The 18,869-nt window shown below is 38.6% G+C and carries 13 protein-coding genes and 1 pseudogene; 3 read left to right on the forward strand and 11 right to left on the reverse strand.

All coding sequences use genetic code 11. The annotated features are described in order from the left end of the window. Positions 1 to 612: 612 nt before the first annotated feature. The 3 genes from ACRD64_RS20060 to ACRD64_RS20070 all read right to left on the reverse strand — a co-directional run bounded on the left by ACRD64_RS20060 (position 613) and on the right by ACRD64_RS20070 (position 4,645). Positions 613 to 1,200 carry an FKBP-type peptidyl-prolyl cis-trans isomerase gene (locus ACRD64_RS20060; protein ID WP_430935380.1) on the reverse strand — a complete coding sequence of 196 codons (588 nt, stop codon included), beginning with the start codon at positions 1,198 to 1,200 and terminating at the stop codon, positions 613 to 615. 132 nt (positions 1,201 to 1,332) lie between these two features. Next, complete coding sequence (locus tag ACRD64_RS20065) at positions 1,333 to 3,282, reverse strand: dipeptidyl-peptidase 3 family protein (RefSeq protein ID WP_430935382.1); 1,950 nt, start codon at positions 3,280 to 3,282, stop codon at positions 1,333 to 1,335. Between the two features lie 118 nt (positions 3,283 to 3,400). Beyond that, positions 3,401 to 4,645: a hypothetical protein gene (locus ACRD64_RS20070; RefSeq protein ID WP_430935384.1), complete on the reverse strand. Its 1,245-nt coding sequence runs from the start codon at positions 4,643 to 4,645 to the stop codon at positions 3,401 to 3,403. A 100-nt stretch (positions 4,646 to 4,745) separates the two neighbouring features. Between ACRD64_RS20070 and ACRD64_RS20075 the strand changes: the two genes are divergently transcribed. Then, positions 4,746 to 4,937 (forward strand): DUF6132 family protein, encoded by a 192-nt coding sequence (locus ACRD64_RS20075; RefSeq protein ID WP_430935386.1) that lies wholly within the window; start codon positions 4,746 to 4,748, stop codon positions 4,935 to 4,937. 113 nt (positions 4,938 to 5,050) lie between these two features. Here the strand turns inward: ACRD64_RS20075 and tdh are convergent, their stop codons facing one another. Beyond that, a complete protein-coding gene (gene tdh / locus ACRD64_RS20080; protein ID WP_430935388.1) occupies positions 5,051 to 6,082 on the reverse strand; it encodes an L-threonine 3-dehydrogenase in 1,032 nt (343 codons plus the stop codon). A gap of 188 nt (positions 6,083 to 6,270) precedes the next feature. Further along, positions 6,271 to 8,319, reverse strand: coding sequence for a polyphosphate kinase 1 (gene ppk1, locus ACRD64_RS20085; RefSeq protein WP_430935390.1), 2,049 nt, complete (start codon positions 8,317 to 8,319; stop codon positions 6,271 to 6,273). Positions 8,320 to 8,508: 189 nt separating this feature from the next. Here ppk1 and ACRD64_RS20090 point away from each other — a divergent pair, with 189 nt between their 5' ends. Both ACRD64_RS20090 and miaB read left to right on the forward strand, forming a co-directional pair. Next, on the forward strand, positions 8,509 to 9,174 hold the full coding sequence (locus ACRD64_RS20090; protein WP_430935392.1) for a ferredoxin--NADP reductase: 666 nt from the start codon (positions 8,509 to 8,511) through the stop codon (positions 9,172 to 9,174). A gap of 86 nt (positions 9,175 to 9,260) precedes the next feature. Then, on the forward strand, positions 9,261 to 10,616 hold the full coding sequence (gene miaB / locus ACRD64_RS20095) for a tRNA (N6-isopentenyl adenosine(37)-C2)-methylthiotransferase MiaB (RefSeq protein ID WP_430935394.1): 1,356 nt from the start codon (positions 9,261 to 9,263) through the stop codon (positions 10,614 to 10,616). Between the two features lie 693 nt (positions 10,617 to 11,309). Here the strand turns inward: miaB and cas1 are convergent. The 6 genes and pseudogenes from cas1 to ACRD64_RS20125 all read right to left on the reverse strand — a co-directional run bounded on the left by cas1 (position 11,310) and on the right by ACRD64_RS20125 (position 18,786). Then, positions 11,310 to 12,200: a type II CRISPR-associated endonuclease Cas1 gene (cas1, locus tag ACRD64_RS20100; protein WP_430935396.1), complete on the reverse strand. Its 891-nt coding sequence runs from the start codon at positions 12,198 to 12,200 to the stop codon at positions 11,310 to 11,312. Positions 12,201 to 12,923: 723 nt separating this feature from the next. Further along, positions 12,924 to 14,147 carry a DUF6051 family protein gene (locus ACRD64_RS20105; protein WP_430935398.1) on the reverse strand — a complete coding sequence of 408 codons (1,224 nt, stop codon included), beginning with the start codon at positions 14,145 to 14,147 and terminating at the stop codon, positions 12,924 to 12,926. Positions 14,148 to 14,769: 622 nt separating this feature from the next. Then, a complete protein-coding gene (locus ACRD64_RS20110) occupies positions 14,770 to 16,167 on the reverse strand; it encodes a hypothetical protein (RefSeq protein ID WP_430935400.1) in 1,398 nt (465 codons plus the stop codon). 476 nt (positions 16,168 to 16,643) lie between these two features. Beyond that, positions 16,644 to 17,279: a hypothetical protein gene (locus ACRD64_RS20115; protein ID WP_430935402.1), complete on the reverse strand. Its 636-nt coding sequence runs from the start codon at positions 17,277 to 17,279 to the stop codon at positions 16,644 to 16,646. 142 nt (positions 17,280 to 17,421) lie between these two features. Beyond that, positions 17,422 to 18,408, reverse strand: coding sequence for a cation diffusion facilitator family transporter (locus ACRD64_RS20120; RefSeq protein ID WP_430935404.1), 987 nt, complete (start codon positions 18,406 to 18,408; stop codon positions 17,422 to 17,424). 30 nt (positions 18,409 to 18,438) lie between these two features. After that, positions 18,439 to 18,786: pseudogene (locus ACRD64_RS20125) on the reverse strand (heme-binding domain-containing protein). Between the last annotated feature and the right edge of the window lie 83 nt (positions 18,787 to 18,869).

Here is an 18,869-nt window from a genome sequence, read left to right on the forward strand (position 1 = left end):
TAAGTGATAACAGACCAAAATGTATTATTTAAAGCCCGTAAAAAAATATCTGACTGTCTATAGAATTTGATTTAAGTCACAAAAATAGAAAATTGATTGGCTTAACGATAAGGAATCACGCAAAGTTCGCCAAGTTTTTCCAAAAGAACATCCATTACGTACCGGTTTGTTTTATGTCGACAGGATTTGCAAGAATTTCTTTGGGCTGGATTTAACCCGCAATATGCATTAGAAATTCTATTACACATTGAAATTACTTTAAAACAAGACACTTCGTTGCATCGCTTCAACTCAACAGAACGATGCTCCCGAAAGTAATCGGGACAAGTGATGCCTCGTTTCGGTAATGCCTTGTTTTATTGTACTTGCAATGCTCATGACGAACCTCCATTACATAATCCGGGTTTAAGGGATAAAACCGGGGCATGTACACCTTGTTTATCATGTCCAATACAAAACATAGATTCCTTATTCAGCAGGAATAACAAGATCGAAAAAACATGACCATCCTGTGAATCCATTCTAAAAGAGAAAAGCCCATTTTCCGCTGAAAATGGGCTTTCTGAGACTATGGTGTCTCTTATCTCTTATCTAATGTATAAGCATCTAACATTAAGAACATCCGCAACCACCTGAACCTGATCCGTCAGAGCCACAAGATCCGCTATCGCATCCGGCCTGTTCTCCTTCTCCACATCCGCAACCTGAACCACAGCCACCACCTACAGCAGCCATCATTTCTTCATCGCTAGCTTCGCGTACTTCCTTAACCGCACCCGAAAAATAAAGATCGTCACCGGCCAATGGGTGGTTGAAATCCATTTTTACCGTTTCGTCTGTAACATCCAGCACAATGCCGTTTAAACGGTTACCCTGAGCGTCTTGCATAGGTACCATGTTACCTACTTTAATCATCTCCTCGTCCATTTTTCCGTCCACCTCGAAAATATTTTTTGGAATATCTACTTTGGCTTCTTCGTTTACCTGACCATAAGCTTCATCGGCAGTTAGTTTAAAGCTAAAGGCGTCGCCAGCTTTTAAGCCATCCAACTTTTCTTCAAACATCTGCAGCATACGTCCTGTTCCGTAGATAAACTCTAATGGCTTATCCTCTGCGGTTTCCTCTACAATCTCTCCTTCAAAACCTTGTAATCTTAGCACGTAAGACAATGTTACGAACTTGTTTCTAGTAATCTCCATATGTATAAACTTTTAATTTTTTCCATTCAAATTATAATGCAAAGAAAGCGAGTTTTTTAGAAAATACAAAAAGCATCCATAAAAACAGACCTCCATATCTGATTTTTTACCCCGAGTAAATAAGTATGGAATCTAATTCTCCCATGATTTTAAGAATCCATATTTACCTGAATATTTCATCATTTGACTTGCATAAGCCGTGTCATAACTTACTTCAACATCTACAATCTTATCCTCTACCTTAAGCAAAGTTAATTTAGGGTTTAAAAATCCGGTAAAAGGAGGAACACCTAACTTTTTAAATCGTTCCAGCACTTCCTGGTGGAGTTCCTGGTTTATTTTAACACCGTAAGTCTCCACAATGTTTTGTGCTGCTTCAAAATCCCCTTCCGATTTTATGCGCTGAATTTCCTTCAACAACTCCCCAAACAGTATCCTCAGCTTCTTATAGTCATTAATTTTAAAGTAAGTCTTGCCGTTCTCCACCACCTTTTCAATCACTTCCCCTTTGCCCTTCTCAAACACCCAGGATGCAATGAGCTGGCGATTTCGCATATGCGCCTGTTGCACATCTTCTCCCAATTTTATCCGGGTAACCTGAGTTAAAAGACCGTTTCGGATATATGCGTTGTAATGTGATCGGGCAGCATCCAAATTTGGCAACAACCCTAAGGTTACCATTTTAGGATCAAATATAAAATACAAACCGCACAAATCGGCTCTTGCCTCTTCAATAACCGAGCCATAATTTTTAAGCGACTCGGATGTCACCCCTGGCAACATTTTTCCCGACCCATGGCCAATACACTCGTGCAAATGGGTATGCAAATTATCGGCTGTTGCCCCATATTTCTTTTCCTGCTCTACTTCTTGGGTGGTCAATGCAAACTCTTCCGTAAATCCGGAAGTTAACGAGGCTTTGTGATGTGCATTTGATATATTGGTAAGGGTGACGGACTTTGACCCATATTCTTCGCGAATCCACTCCGCATTGGGCAGGTTTATTCCTAACGGACTAGCCGGATAACAGTCTCCGCCCAACATAACAGCACTAATTGCTTTTAATGATATACCTTTGATCCCATCTTTTTTAAAGCGTTTTTCGGTTGGCGAATTGCTTTCGAACCATTGCGCATTTTTGGCAATCGTTTCCGCCTTGCGTGTCTCTTCCTCATCCACCAGTTGCACAACACCTTCCCAGGTAGCTTTCATTCCCATTGGGTCACCATAAGTTTCTATAAAACCGTTGATAAAATCCACATCCCCACTCAAAGTCTCCACCCACTTAATCGAAAACTTATCAAACCATTCCAGATCGCCACTTTTATAATAATCCATCAACAATTGAATTACCGATGCTTGCCTATCGTTTTCCGTAAAGTTCAACGCTTTGTTCAGGTTTAAACAAATATGCTCCAGGGCTGCACTATATTTACCGCCTATTTGGTACACCTGTTCGCCGACCTTACCGTTTATTTTCACCAGTTTGGTATTTAAACCAAATGACAGCTTTTTATTAATTGCGTTCTCCTTTTGCCTGCGATAATAATCTTCCGCTTCCGCTTGCGAAACATCCTCATAAAAGTTATTGGCCGAAGTTTCTATTAAATCCTCTTCGGAACTTGTATTTACCCTTTTCGCTAAAAAATCCTTATCGAAAATCAGTTTTTCGATCATGGACAAAATGTCGGGTTTGAGATGGCGCTCCGTTATTTTTCCAATCCCAGGCCTTAATTCACTAAGCCATGATGCAAAAGCTTCCTTTGAAAATTCAGGGACAAATTTGTCGGTACTGTAATGATGATGCGGCCCACTGGCAAACCAAACTTTTTTCAGGTATACTATAAAATGCTCCCAATCCTCGCCTTCGTTGCCCTTGCCCTTTAAATAAATAGCTTCCAGCACATCTCGCAACAACAGATTGTACTTCCCATGCTGATCCCACAAGATATCCCTACCCGCCAAAGTGGCTTCCGACAAATAGTAAATCAGCAATTTCTTGTTCAGGCTAAGTTTATCGAAACCAGGAATCTCGAAACGCAATATTTTTATATCATCAAACTTTTCTGCAAATACTTCCATGTTTATATCTTAATTATAGTGGAGATATGGCTTTTAAACATCGCCAATAAAACTCAATCTAAACTACCTCAAGCTTAAAGCGTTGCACTGTGCTCTGTTCTTCAAGCCATCTGATCAGTTATTCCTCCGCTTTCGGGTTTCGTACGTCAACATCTTTGTAAAACACCCATTTCCCTTTATCAAAAACATAGGCATCGTAAGAAAAATCGGGTCCATAAAATCTTTTGTTATCGCCGTAAATCGGGCTTGGTGGAGCCAGGTGGTCCATGACAATCCTTTTCTCCTCTTTGTCGTATCGTAACAGCATGTTGCTTGCCGTATTATATTCAAAAACCAATCTTTTCAGCACATACCTGTCTTTTTGAAAAACGGAATGACCAAATCGTACCTGACCATTGCCAACCACTTGCATTGTTTCAATTACTTTTTTCTTGGTCATCTCATTATTTGGCTTGTAACCTAACAACACATAATACTCTCTCCTTTTATTATCTTTTACCCTAATCAATTCGTAATAAATAGCCCCGTACCATTTTTTAGGGCTAAGTGAAGAACGTTCGGGTGATCGAATATCATTGGTATTATCCTGCAATGAAGATACTTTGATCCCATTATCGGTTTTAACAATCACAGCGCCGTAAAAGTTGTTAGACGCATTGGGTAGCGGTAGGTTCCAGGTACATACCTTCACACTTGCGTCTTCCGAGATCAAGCTCGAAATCCGTTTTAAGCCCTTGAAGTCATTGGCAAAATATTCGGGATTGCTCCAAAGTATATTCATCCTATCCACAATTTCTTCATTCAGGGCCAAACGCTCCCGGGTTGTATTGAGTTTTAAAATTTCTTCGAATATACACAAGGTTGCCACATCCCTGAATTCCATAAATGTTTTACCGTTTGTTACAAACGAGAATGTTAAGGGATAAAAAGTCATTCCCTTTTCTACTAACCTGGACAGGCTTAACTTTAGTTCCCCATTACCTTTTTTTGCGTTAAGGACGATCTCATCGTGATAACCATGTATCACTTTTTTATGCCCTGTTTCACCATGCAACACAAACCAATCAATACGGTATATCATCCCTTCCACATAGGTATTGAAATAAAGTATCTCATATTTTGAATCGCTGGATTTCGTATACTTGATGTAAGATGAGTCGTTTATATCGATAGATGAAGAATAATAAGTCAGAAAATCCTTAAACTCTTTTGCAAACTCTGCCAACTGATATTTTTTTTCGTTAATATCTGTTTTGTCCGAGATAGATTTAGCCCGCTCATTATATGGTTGAAAGCTTTTCTGCCCATAAGTATTAGACGAAAAGAGAAACAACAAAAAAAACACCCCTCTAAATATGTACATTTATATATATTTTAATATTTTTGTCAGACAAACATGATCCGACATTTAGTCCGATCCAGAAAATTAGAATTAAACACAATTACAAATTCCGTTCGAAAATATGAAGATTTGGGAAAAAATAAAAAAACAAAAACCGCACCGAATAATTTTGGGAGTGATGATCGGTGCAGCCCTAGGATATGCTTATTATTATTTTATAGGATGTAACTCAGGTACGTGTGCCATCACCTCTAACCCTGTCAACAGTGTGTTATATGGCAGTTTTGCCGGATTGGTTATTAGTTTTCGGTAATCAGACCAACCGGGAACTGTTGTCCCGCTTACAATTAATTGTTTATAGTGGCGGGATGTCGCGCTGTTCCAACCGCCGGCCGTGAACTGCGGACTGAAGATTTCAAACCGGAACTATTCCCAATTAAGGATTACTTTGCCACTGTTCCCGGTTTCCATTATATCAAATCCTTTTTGAAAATCATCAACCTGATATCGATGGGAAATCATGGGTTCCAGATTTATACCTGAAAGTAACATTTGTTCCATTTGGTACCACGTTTCAAACATTTCCCTTCCATATATACCCTTCAACGTAAGTCCTTTAAAAATAACCTTGCTCCAATCGATTTGTGTATGTGAAGGTTGGATACCCAGTAATGATATTTTACCTGAATTATACATATTATCCAACATGGAGTTAAACGCAGTGGGATTACCCGAACACTCCAAACCGATATCAAAACCTTTCATATTTAACTCCTTCACCACATCCTTTAGGTTTTCGTTGATGGGGTTTACCACACGGGTAGCCCCCATTTTCCTTGCCAGTTCCGCCCTGTATGCGTTAGTTTCGGTAGCAACAACATATCTTGCACCCGCAAATTTAGCGATAGCCACGCACATGCTTCCAATCAATCCACTACCTGTAACAATTACGTCCTCGCCAATAATGGGAAAACTCAGTGTGGTATGCGTTGCGTTCCCGAAAGGATCCATTATGGAAGCTATTTCATCGGATATTTTTGGGTGCACCTTCATTACGTTATAAGACGGAACCTTTACAAATTCGGCAAATGCCCCATCCGTGTTAACCCCAATTCCTATTGTGTTTTCGCATATATGCTGACGTCCTCTCCTGCAATTCCGACAATGCCCGCAAGCAATATGACCCTCTCCCGTAACCCGGTCACCTTCCTTAAACTCATTTACTTCTGATCCTACTTTAGCGACGTACCCAACATATTCATGACCGATGGTCATGGGCGTATGGATGGTTCTTTGCGCCCATTCGTCCCAGAGGTAAATATGCAAATCCGTGCCGCAAATGGCCGATTTCACAACCTTAATCAGTACGTCGTTAACCCCAATTTCAGGAACATCAATTTCTTCCAGCCAAATACCTTTTTCAGGTTTTGCCTTAACAAGCGCCTTCATCTTTGCCATCGTATATTTGCTTTTGTAGTCAATAGTAATTTACAGCAGTAAAGGTGGGGATAAGATAGAGACTGTTCAATGACAAATCTCAATGGAAAAACTTTTCTATCGTTTAACGTTGATGAATTGTGGCAGGTATTGAAAAAATACGATAACTACACAATTACCTTAAGCCTATATGCTACCGCCATAAACTTTTACTCCTTCACCTCACCCAACCATTTATAAAATTCAAGTTGCGAACGGTATTCTTCCTTACTTCCTTTTATTTTCCTGATTTTATTATCCATCTCATTATTTAAAACGCGGGCGGAGCAATTGTCTTTCATCTGCATTTCCAATTGGGTCATTATTTCCCGCTTCAGTTTTTTGTCGTAGATAGGGCAGGCAACCTCAATCCGGCGGTCAAGGTTCCGTGTCATCAAATCAGCGGAAGAAATGTACATTTTTTCATCCCCATTATTACAGAAAACAAAAATACGCGAATGTTCCAGGAACCTGTCGATTATCCCGATGGATTCAATGGCATTCTCCGGCTTGTCAAATTCAGAATAAACAGAAAACATACCTCGTACATTCAGGGTAATCTTAACTCCTGCTTTTCGTGCCTTGTATAGCATTTGAATTAACTCAAAATCAACCAGGTTGTTTAGCTTAATGTAAATAAATGACTTTTTTCCCTGACTTGCATTTATTATTTCCCGTTCAATAAAGTTTTCCAGCGAATTCCGCAGGTAAAAGGGAGAAACCAATAAATGGTTAAAGAAGGGTATGTTATAATTTTTATTGAAAAAATCGAACACAGAACCCACTTCATTAGCAATTCCAATATGTTTGGTAAACAACAGGTGATCGGCAAAAATACCTGCCGAATCCTCATTAAAGTTACCCGTCCCCACACACACATAACTGGCCATGCGACTTCTTTCTTTCCGCACTACCTGGCATATTTTGGCATGTACCTTTAATCCCGGTACACCAAATATCACCTTTACCCCTGCATCTTTTAAGGTATTGGCCCATTTAATGTTTGCTTTTTCGTCGAAACGGGCTTGCAATTCCATTACGGCAGTTACCTTTTTACCATTACGGGCAGCGTTTTTAAGGGCTTTCATAACCGCCGAGTTAGATCCCACGCGATAGATGGTAATCTTTATTTCCCGCACCAAGGGGTCGATAGAAGCTTCCCGCAAATAATCGATAAAATGATGAAAGGAATGATATGGATAATGAAGCAGAATATCTTTTTTGGAAATTACCGAAAAAAGCGAGGATTCCGGTTTAATATCCTTATGCGGTATAGCAGGCAAAGAGGGATAGACCATTTTTCTGTTTCCGAATTTAGGGAAGCCGATAAAGTCCTTGAAGTTATGGTATCTACCGCCTTTAATCACCGAGTCGTCCGTTGTATACCGCAGTTTTTTCAACAATACATTCAACATATCCTCGGGCATCATTTCGTCATATACAAAACGCACCGGATGGGCTTCTTTTCGCCGTTCCAGCCCCTTTGAAATCTTTTTTACGTAGCTTTCCGATACATCTTCGTTAATATCCAATTCTGCATCGCGCGTGAGTTTAAAAGTATATGCACTGATTTCGTCAAACTTAAACATGTAAAACATGTCGGACAGCTCATACCTGATCACATCATCCAGAAGCATCACATACTTTTTACCATCGTTGGACGGTAACAAAACAAAGCGATCCAAAACCGAAGGGATCTCCATCAAGGCGTAGTTTACCTTGTTTTGAACCGTGTCTTTTAAATAGACCGCCAAATAAATCCCATCATCTGCCAAATCGGGCAGTGGGCGTCGCTTATTAACAATGATGGGCATCAGGTTACCACGTACTTTTTTGCGAAAATATTTTTTAACAAACTCCCCTTGATCCTCCGTAAGATCGTTCTCATTAATAATATAAATATCTTGCCTGGCCAGGTCGGCAATAATTCTGTCGTAGGCTTCACCAAACATCTTCCCTTGCTTAATCACAATCTTGTGAATCTCTTTCAAGATTTCCTGAGGGGTACCACCTTCAAAAACAGTGCTTTTGTCGAGCTGAACAATCCTTTTAAGTATGGCCACGCGAACACGGAAAAACTCATCCATATTATTGGAATAGATTCCTAAAAACTTTATACGCTCAATTAGCGGAACATTATCGCGAGAAGCTTCCTGTAATACACGTTCGTTAAATGCCAACCAACTAAGTTCTTTACTTCTAAAGTTTTGTACGCTCATACCTAAAATATTTTAACATGGGTTTACCATTGAATACTGACCTCATAGCCGAAAGCCTAAAAATAACAAATATCTGTTGAACCTGCTTGCTGTTCATGGATAAAAAAGATGAACAAATAATTAAACTATCGGTTGTAATACAGATTCCACCGCGGGGAATTAACAAACTAAAATTAAGAAAAAACACATATGAATGCCAGCAGGAAGAGATTAAACTTACATGAAATACTCGAAATAAGACACTTAACCGATTCGACTTTTGTGATTAGGTTTGAAAAGAATGATATGGATTTCACAGCGGGACAGCACGTTTGCGTAGGGCCCCCAAACGGAATACACACACGCGAATATTCTATTTACAGCGCCGAAGATGCTCCTTACATTGAAATTCTGGTAAAGGAGGTTCAGAATGGGCTGATTACGCCGGTATTAAAAAAATTAAAAGTGGGCGACTCGGTGGTGGTGGAGGAACCGGTGGGTTATTTCGGCCTAAACAAAAAAGAAAAATTCGAAAAAAAATATTTGTTCATTGCCACCGGCACGGGCATTTCGCCGTTTCATTGCATGGTTAAATCTTACCCAGGATTAAACTATAAGGTGGTGCATGGGGTAAGATCGGCAGATGAGGGATATGAAAAAGAGGAGTACGAATCCACCAGGTACACACTGTGTTCTTCCAGGGATACCAGTGGCGATTATACGGGTAGGTTAACAAATTATTTGCAAGAATTACAGATTGATAAAGATTCTGAAGTATATTTGTGCGGAAATTGTAATATGATACATGATGCTTATGATATTCTCGAAAACAAGGGAATACCCAATGAGCAGATTCATGCGGAGGTTTATTTTTAAACCTTAGTATTCATCGGGTGACCATTTGTTTGCCGTGATAGCGATAAGTAGGAGAAGTTGAAGTTGAAGATTAATATTTTTTAGGTGTGAAGTACTTTTTAATGACACTGGGGTGTCAAATGAACATGAGTGATTCGGAACGTGTAGCATCGGTTTTAGATGCGGCAGGTTGCGAAAAGGTTGAAACGGAGGAGGAAGCGAACTTCATAGGGATTCTTGCATGTTCGGTCCGCCAAAAGGCTATTGATAAGGTGTACTCCAGAATAGCCAAATGGAACAAGTGGAAGAACAAGAAAAACCTGGTCACTTTTATTTCAGGCTGTATGCTGCCCGACGATAAGGAAAGGTTTTTGAAATTGTTCGACCTTGTTTTTACCATGCCAGAACTGCCTCAACTGCCACGTATGTTGGGCGAATATGGCATTGCCAATCCGCTATCCCTGATAGCGGAACCGCAATCTGCCGTGGACGAAATCAAATTGTTTTGGAAAGTGAAACCCAAGTACGACAGCAATTTCGAAGCTTTCGTTCCTATCCAAAACGGGTGTAACAAGTTTTGTACCTATTGTGCGGTCCCCTATACACGCGGCAGGGAAATATCACGGCCATCGGAAGAAATTCTGGAAGAAGTAAGAATCCTGGCGGAAAAAGGATATAAAACCATCACTTTACTCGGACAGAACGTTAACTCTTACGGGTTAGATAAAAATGGAGATGAGATCGGTTTCCCCGAACTGTTGGAAAAAGTGGGGCAGATGGGAGAAGAGATAGATGACGAATTTTGGGTGTACTTCACCTCGCCGCATCCCAGAGATATGACTACAGATATTTTCCATACCATTGCCAAATACGATTGTTTGGGCAAGCAAATACATTTCCCGTTACAAAGTGGCGATGAAAAGGTTTTGATAAAAATGAACCGCAAACACTCGCTGGCCAAGTACCGCGAGTCGATGGTTGCGCTGCGCGAGATTCTTCCGCAAGCCACGGTGTTTACCGATATCATCGTTGGCTTTACCGATGAATCGGAAGTGCAGTTTGAAAATACCCGCAAGGTAATGGAGGAGTTTAAATACAACATGGCCTATATCGCCATGTATTCGCCCCGTCCCGGAGCCGCATCGTACCGTTGGGAAGACAATATTCCATTGGAAGAAAAGAAAAGAAGGTATGCCGTTTTAAGCGAAGAACTTTCGAAACACACCTTTGAATATAACAAGTCACTGATTGGCAAAACCGTAAAAGTGCTGGTCCGCGAACACGACCGCAAAGCGGGTTACTTATCAGGCCATACGGAAGGTAAGTTAGTGATCCGTTTTGAATCGAATGACGAATCTTTGATCGGACAGATCATTGAACTGAAAGTTACCGCAGCTGCCCGTTTCTCGTTGGAAGGGGAATTGTTAGTGCACAGCCTTCAGACGGCAGCTAGCAGTCTGTAGTCCATAGCCGGCAGCTGGAACAATGCGAAAACCCGCCACAATAAACCATTTAAGGATAGGCGGGCCAGTAGACGGTGGTCAGTTCGTCAATGCTTAATCGTCAGCGGTCAATAGCCATTGTTGTGGTTTACATGTAACGTGGCATGCCCTACAAACTAACAGTGTTGTAGGTTAAATTTCTCATTCAGGCAGTAATCAGTATGTTATGGGTTAACAGAACGTACTGATGAAGGATACATTTCGTAATCTGTTATATAAAAAACACAAAGCCCGTTTCAATCACAGAACCGGGCTTTTTTACAACAGTATCAACACAACTAAAATTCTAAGTTATTGCAATTGGGTCTATTACAACTTTATTCAAATTTAAACTTGTATACACCAACCATCCAAAAAGGTTACATTCATACACCAACGACCATATTTTTGCCATTAACAGGTCATATTCATTGACGAACTTAATGCTTACAGGAAAATACGGGTACATCATGGTAAGTCCGCGATCCACTCACTTTTGATATTTTAACCCGGATTATGTATTGGAGGTTCGTCATGAGCATTGCAAGTACAATAAAACAAGGCATTACTGAAACGAGGCATAACATCGTTCTGGTGAGTGGAAGTGATGCAACGAAGTGTCTTGTTTTAAAGTAATTTCCATGTGTAATAGCATTTTTAATACATATTGCGGGTTTAACCTGCCTGAGCAAACTTCGGATAAATAATCCTTTGCCCGTTTCCCCTGTAACAATCTACCAAAGAAGATGTCGTTCTTGACAGGGCCGACACCAACGTTTCTTTTTTATCCCCGACTATTACCTCTTTATTTAAAACATCAAGTAATTGCACCTTGTTTTCCTGATTTAACCCTGCTTCAATATCTCCGGACACATAAAACCTATAAACGACCTCATCGATAAATGGTTTATAGGGTTCCATTACATTCGCCGACAGACCATATACCTCATCCGAATTTTGCCCTTGCAAACCAATGGTTGGTAACAATCCCACGCCCACCAATGAATTTGTGACGGCAGCTTTTAATATGCCGTACCCATAATCCAAATGACTGCGAGTAAGGCTGTGTAAACCGCTCGGTTGGAATTCAGTTCCAAATAAAGTGCTGATATAGGATTGATAGGAAAACTCATTGTCGTTCAATGCATTATCGAACGAAAAACCATTGTGTTTATTCAAACCTGATTTCCCAGTTGAATACAGCATTTCCAACTGATTGTTGTTCCTGCTATCCATGGTCTGCTGCCATAGTTGCTCTCTCAACGGGAGCGAAGCGTTCAGCTGCTGGCGCAACAATTCATTTTGGACTTGATTACCATGCAAGTTCATCAACATGGAAGACGGAAATAAATTCTCGTCGCTGCAGATCACAGGTATATTATTGCGGTTTAAATGTTGTATTGCTTTAAGCGTAATATTAATTTTTGGATTTTCGAGTACCAACAGTGCTATGTCTTCGAAAAAAAACAGTAATTCATTAAAGTCTATCTTGTTATGAACAACCAACTGCCCTTGTCTTACGCAAATATATGCAGCTTCTGTTATAAAAATTATTTCTTGTTTCATGCTATGTTAAATTTGTTCCAGGATAAACATATACATATAAACACCTAACAAGTTGGTTTTCTTTTACAAATGGCATTTCTCATACGGCTAACGTAGGTTTTTTTTAGGTGACTGAAAAATCGATCGGCTGGCAATTAGCGGTTATTTGGTCAGCGGTTATTGGTCAGCGGTCAAGGGTCCTTGGTCAGTGGTAAAAAGTCATCAATTGAAACGAACTGACATCCTGCCACTGATGGTTTAACCCGGATTATGCATTAGAACTTCGTCGTGAACATTGAAAGTGCAATCTTACTAGGTTTTCATCGTTATGGTGAGTTGAAGTGAAGCAGCGGAGTGTCTTGTTTTGAAACAATTTCAATGTGTAATAGATTTTGTAATGCATATTGCGGGTTTAATGCTTTACGGGATAGCAGTAAATTTTTACACCCCTTACAGGTTTAGAGAACCTGTAAGGGTGTAAATGATGAAATTCACAAAGGCAGTTTAGAATTGCTTTAATTCACTGAATATTAATCGCTAATCATATTCATTGATCTACGCTACGCTCCAATTCAAATTGTATATTAACGTAGGTCTTTGACATGCGTATTAAATCCTACTCTTTTCCCATGTCCATTGTGAAAACATTTGTGTCGCCTCTTGTCCATAGCCGGGAGGCTTTTTTATGCCCAAATGTTTCATGGGCGTTATATAAAATAAATATGGACGAACAAAACATTTAATCTATTGCGACAGAAAACCGCAGACTTTGTCAAAAACCTCGTTAAATGATCTCGATACTTTTTCCGCTATTTTATGATTGTTTGGGAAAGGTGTTTCATGGGTATATGGGTAATCAAAGTCCATCACATCTACTTTTATTTGAATATCGCGGTAGGCTCCGTTTAAAGTATTGATGACTTCAAAAGCCGGAATCACTACATCTTTTTTAAGTGCAATAGCATAAATCTGTTCTTCATGTTCTTTAAACAACGATTCCCTGTACTCTCTCAATCTCTTAAATTCCAACATGGAACGAAACACTTTTCCCTCGTTATGGTCACCGTTCAGGCAGTGGTTTAAATACGCATCCTTTATTAAAAACTTGTCGAAGTGCTCCACCAGGTACGAATACAAAGCTACGTTGGCCTCGCTATCCAATATATACTTTGATACCGGCGACAAACGATTAAAAACCGGTCCGCTGCAGAACAAACAGAGTCTGGCATTGTCGAAATAACCATTATAGTTGGTCAGTTTAAGTATTTCACCCAGTAATCCCCCGATGGAATAGGCAAAAATATCAAAACTGAAATCGGGATCTATATTACTTATCCTGCCGGACTTAAGCTCTTCTATCAGCTGAATTATGTCGTAATAAGTTTGCAACCCCGAGCAGATAAAACGCTGTGGCAATGATTGCATACGAGCACTTATCGCCGCATTTGAGAGGGTGGAATGAATCACATTGGGAAACTGTTGTTTGCGTTTGTTACTCAGTTCATACATCTTTCTTTTCTCACTCCACAACGATGGAGCCCTGTCCATATGAAAAGCCAATGGAAAAAATACCACCCCGCACTTTAACCTGTCGGCAATGGCAGCTCCCCAGGGAAGGTATTTATCCCAACTTTTTTCATTGAATCCGTGGAATAAAAAAACCATCTTTTTTAATTTGTAAGTGCCCCTTGGTTTGAGTAGGTAAAAATTAAATGATTTATTTTCTTCAACACGATCGTCCTTGACGTTGACATCATGGTTGCAATCATCCATCAGGTTATTTTCCTGATCACTCACCTTAAAATATTTATCGTGTATCCGGCAATATCTTATCTCTTCGCCGGGCAACACATAAGCAGAATTGGAACAAAAGGAAAGCCTGGATATTTGATAGTTCTCAAATTCCACTTTACTTTTATTCTGATCAACGACCTCTTTTAGTTTCGAATACAAATCTTTATATAGCATCGTTCATGAATTAAATAGTTGAATCCGCTATTATTTTAAGATTTTCGATTTTGCAGTTAGCATTCTTTGTTGGCAGTACTACAAATCTATAAGTTATTATCGATACCCAGAAAGCTGAAATGTTAAAATGAGGTAAAACTTAAGTTTAATCAACGGGCTTGTTTTCTTTTTTAGAGCTTATACGTCTTTTTCCAGATATCATGTTTTGGGAAAAATTAAAAACACAACGGTAAATTGTATACGTAGTAGCCGAATGCGCGGCACTTTCCTGTCAAACTGTTACGTAGTTTGAGCGACTGTAAATCCTGATGCTAAACCCATTGCCTGCCATTGCGTATGTAAAGTTTTATCGATTGGTAGTCTTTTAAACCCGGATTATGTATTGGGGGTTCGTCATGAGCATTGCAAGTACAATAAAACAAGGCATTACTGAAACGAGGCATAACTGGTCCCGATTACTTTCGGGAGCATCGTTCTGGTGAGTTGAAAGTGATGCAACGAAGTGTCTTGTTTTAAAGTAATTTCAATGGGTAATAGAATTTCTAATGCATATTTCGGGTTAAATCAATATGATTCATTTTTAGCCTCCGGCTTTACAAGATGATCTATTGACTTAGTTATTTTAATTAGCAGATCTTTTGGATAGTATGCAAGCCACTTGCTTTATGAATTGTTCCAAAAAGTTCATGCCCTCATCATCGTATGAAAAGATGTTAATCCCTAATACTGGATTCACTCCCTGAAGTTCAAGAAATTCCATACTCTTATTGATATTCGAAATATTGGCCACAAAAATTACATTTTTTCTACTTTTATTATGATGAATCTCATTGAGTTCCCAGATAATATTCTCACTTGGACAAGAAATATCGAATATAACCACCTCACTCCTTTTAATAAGACTGGTTACACAAGTCTTCCACATTTCAGAAGAAGCAGAGACCTTAAATAGTTTTCCTGAAGAGGCAAGCCAATTTATATTTCGGGCAACTGTTTTGCATATCTTCTTTTCCATTTCGATAACTGACTCCAATCTACCCAGGTGTAATGAATGGAAATGAAGTAACCACATCTGCGGCAATGCGACAGGCCACCTAATATACCAAGGCTGACTGATTTCAGCATCGGACAGGGTGTATACGTGTCCAAAATATCCGACAGTATCCTGAATGATGCTTTTGAGAGTAACACTTACTTCCGGTGCATGAAAAGGCCGGAGCAGTAATATTCGCGAAGGTCTTTTCCAAAATAAGGCGACCACACCTATCACAGGATACAGTATAATGGGATAACTCAATGATAAAAGGATGCTAAATAAAGTAAAAACACGTTCAATAAAATTGCCAAAAGTATCAGTAATTTTCATAAACAACAAGCTAACTAGCGCATCACTAAGAACATACAAGGAAAGCATAATAATCAGTACTTCAAACCCAAGAACCATGCTGCTCATACCTTTTCTAAAACTTGCATGTTTTAAGAATTTCCTGATCAAGGTATTGGATGTGTTAATCTTGTAAAATTCTATTGCATATGATTTTAACCACCTTCGTACAGACGGTTTCGTAAGAATCCAATATTGAAATAATGCAGGAACGCATAAAACAAAGCCAAACCATAGATAATTAAATTCTTTATCACGTGGATAATAATAAAAGAAAGCCAAACCAGTGAACAACTGAAACATATTAATGAAGTACGAAGCAGTGCTGGTACCTCTTTTTCTAATTAACATAGCAACTGCTGTAGACCCAATCAAACATCCCACTATAAAAAATAGGATTTGGGTGCCAATTGAACCTGCGATCATTCCATAGAGTTCCGGGTCGGCATTGCCGTTAATTAAATCCTTAATCAAAGATGTCGTCCAGGTGTCAAGGATAATTCTGTCACTTTCTGATTCAGTGATGGTGATGGTGAGACTTGACCAAATCAACGAACTTGCCATGGCCGAGTAAAAAACAACTCCTGGTATCAGCCATTTTGGAAAAGATGGTTTGGGGCAAGTGTATGTTGGCATTGCGTGCATAGTCATAACAAACATCAATAAATATTTTCTGCTATAGCATTTTCTCAGCGGCAATTATCTTCAATCATAATTTATCATTTTTTTTCTTTTTAATTGTCCTTACTAAGCGCTCCACGCGGAATTTTCTTTACTTATTAATTTACCATACGATAGACAAAAGACTTAAATGACTATTCGTCATCATTATATAGTACAGGTTCAGTTATATAACGGAATTTTTCATGTTTTAAAGTTTCAGAAGAAATCATTTGCCATATTCAACTATTACATTATTGTATCCCAATGCTGCCGGCTAGCGAGTACGTTACCCTATAAACAGCCTTCCGCTCTTAGCGGCCTGGCCACTTGTATGCGTGGTGCGGGATTTACTGCACTCCATCGTCAATTTACACCGATACTTAATTAATAACATTTCGTTTATAACTTGCAATTTGCCGCATTACATAAAACACTTTATTAGGCAAAATTCATAAAGCTTTTGTGTAAATCACGGCTGCACATTCACATGGATTGCCGCATTCAGGGCATAAATAGCCGTTTTTCTTGCTGCCATCAGTCCAAAAGTTTGCTATCTCCTCATAAAGTTTAAAATCATATAATTTCATTAACCCTCCTATATTTATCCCCTGTTTATTCTTCCATGCCAAACAGTAGACTGATTCTATGTTTTTATTTTCGAATAAACATAGAGAATCCCTCATCAGTGCAGAACCAATTCCTTTGTCCTGGATGCCGGATTTCACAGCAATCGTTTTCAATACCGCAATTTTTGAAGATATTTTTGAATACTTGGGTAGTTTATTAATTCCTAAATCTTTAATAACATCCTCTGTTTCGGATATATAAGAGTAACAAAAACCCATGAGACCATTGGCAGGGGATTCCGCTACCCTAAAAATTGTATTATCCGATGTAATTTTATCTTTAAACGTTTCGTCAAGATAGTCTTTACCAAGTTCCGCATCGGATATTTCAAGTATTCGAGCTAAGTCCTTACTTACTGCATACCTTAACCGAAAATCATTGATACCAGGTTCAAATGCATACCTTCCGGATGTAATTTCCTGATATACTGAGTCAAATCCTGACCATAGCCCTTCCATATGTTTCCTATTATTTATGAAAAGAAAAAGTTTCCAATTCCATTAGTATGGGGTCTTCAGCATAATACACACCGTGAACATGTCCACCTGATGCAACTTCACCATCCAAAAAAAACTTCCGATTTTCAGACTGCTCATATTCTTAATTATTGCCAGTAGTTTTTATGTTTTCCTCAAATGTCCATTCTAAATCTGTTATAAAATCATGTTTTCGAAAATTACAATCAGACACCCTGCAATGCTTACATAAATCAGTTTTACATGCGTCTGTATGAATTGTAAAATCAATACTATGCTGATAATTTTCAGATATGATTGACATTATTGATTCACTTTGTTTGTGTGCTTCCAAAATATTCATATACCATGGTAGAGTTATATCACAATCAATGTGCAATGAGTCCCCATATTTCAACAGTTTTAGATTATGTATATTTATCCAGCATTCTGATTTATTCTTGGATAAAAGTCCGATTAGTTCTTTCAATATTTTAATATCTGCTTGATCCATTAAATTTGAGGTTGTTTCCTTCAATATTTTATAGCCAGTAAATATTATGATAGAACCAAAAAGCAACGCAATAACACTGTCCAGCCACGCGATTTTTGTTATTAAAAGTAAACTTAAGCCCACTACCAACCCAATTGTTGAATACGTATCGGATTGCAAGTGTTTACCTCCAGCAACCAGAGCTATTGAATTGTGCTTTCTTCCCGTTTTTATACTATAAAAACCGAGTATGTAATTCATGATACCGGCTACTGCTATAATCATTATTCCAACATCTAATTGTTGTATTTCAACTGGACTAAATAACCGTTTTATCGCTTCAAAAATAATTATTAATCCTGCCAAAATAATAAGAAATCCTTCAACCGAAGCAGATATAGATTCAACTTTCCCATGTCCAAAGGGATGGTTTGCATCTTTTGGCTTTAACGAAACTCCAATGCTGTACAAACTAATAAAACCAGTAAGTACATTAACAGTACTTTCTAATGCATCGGTTAATATACCGACTGAATTTGTAAGAAAATATGCTGCTATTTTTCCAACAAAGAGAACTACGGAAATAATTACAATCCTTTTTTGAACTGTGAATTTTATAGCAGGGTTTGCGGATTCCATAATTTCATTTTAAACCTAATTATTTTGTCCCTAAATATTCAGCCAATTTACCAATAATTGCTCTGATTTTGAAGTAAGTTTAGCGTTTGAGTGAATTAATAAATAAGATTTTAAAGGCATCTTATTATCTTGAATTTCTTCCATACATTCTTTCGTTAGCGAAATTTGCTTGCCTATTGAATATTCACCCCATTTTGAGAAGTTTAAATGTTCACGTCACTCTTTTACATGGTTATTCAACATCCAAGAAACAGATGCTATGTTTGAATACCATGGATATTTCGTTTGATTGAGATGACAGTCATAACAAGAATTATTCAGGATATTTTTAATTTCCTTGGGGGCAGTTGTCAAATTTAAAAAGTCATTACTTACAATACTTTCGTATCCGCACGGCTAACCCGGTCTTCTATAAGAGATTTCAAGAGGATATATTTGTTGCATGAAAAAATCAAGAAGGC

It is taken from the genome of Saccharicrinis sp. 156 (genome assembly GCF_050589685.1).
GTDB lineage: Bacteria > Bacteroidota > Bacteroidia > Bacteroidales > Marinilabiliaceae > Saccharicrinis.

Excerpts from the sequence above, each read along its gene's own strand:
- ACRD64_RS20060 (WP_430935380.1), bottom strand. The coding sequence starts at position 1,200 with ATGGAGATTACTAGAAACAAGTTCGTAACATTGTCTTACGTGCTAAGA.
- ACRD64_RS20065 (WP_430935382.1), bottom strand. The coding sequence starts at position 3,282 with ATGGAAGTATTTGCAGAAAAGTTTGATGATATAAAAATATTGCGTTTC.
- ACRD64_RS20070 (WP_430935384.1), bottom strand. The coding sequence starts at position 4,645 with ATGTACATATTTAGAGGGGTGTTTTTTTTGTTGTTTCTCTTTTCGTCT.
- ACRD64_RS20075 (WP_430935386.1), top strand. The coding sequence starts at position 4,746 with ATGAAGATTTGGGAAAAAATAAAAAAACAAAAACCGCACCGAATAATT.
- tdh (WP_430935388.1), bottom strand. The coding sequence starts at position 6,082 with ATGGCAAAGATGAAGGCGCTTGTTAAGGCAAAACCTGAAAAAGGTATT.
- ppk1 (WP_430935390.1), bottom strand. The coding sequence starts at position 8,319 with ATGAGCGTACAAAACTTTAGAAGTAAAGAACTTAGTTGGTTGGCATTT.
- ACRD64_RS20090 (WP_430935392.1), top strand. The coding sequence starts at position 8,509 with ATGAATGCCAGCAGGAAGAGATTAAACTTACATGAAATACTCGAAATA.
- cas1 (WP_430935396.1), bottom strand. The coding sequence starts at position 12,200 with ATGAAACAAGAAATAATTTTTATAACAGAAGCTGCATATATTTGCGTA.
- ACRD64_RS20105 (WP_430935398.1), bottom strand. The coding sequence starts at position 14,147 with ATGCTATATAAAGATTTGTATTCGAAACTAAAAGAGGTCGTTGATCAG.
- ACRD64_RS20110 (WP_430935400.1), bottom strand. The coding sequence starts at position 16,167 with ATGCCAACATACACTTGCCCCAAACCATCTTTTCCAAAATGGCTGATA.
- ACRD64_RS20115 (WP_430935402.1), bottom strand. The coding sequence starts at position 17,279 with ATGGAAGGGCTATGGTCAGGATTTGACTCAGTATATCAGGAAATTACA.
- ACRD64_RS20120 (WP_430935404.1), bottom strand. The coding sequence starts at position 18,408 with ATGGAATCCGCAAACCCTGCTATAAAATTCACAGTTCAAAAAAGGATT.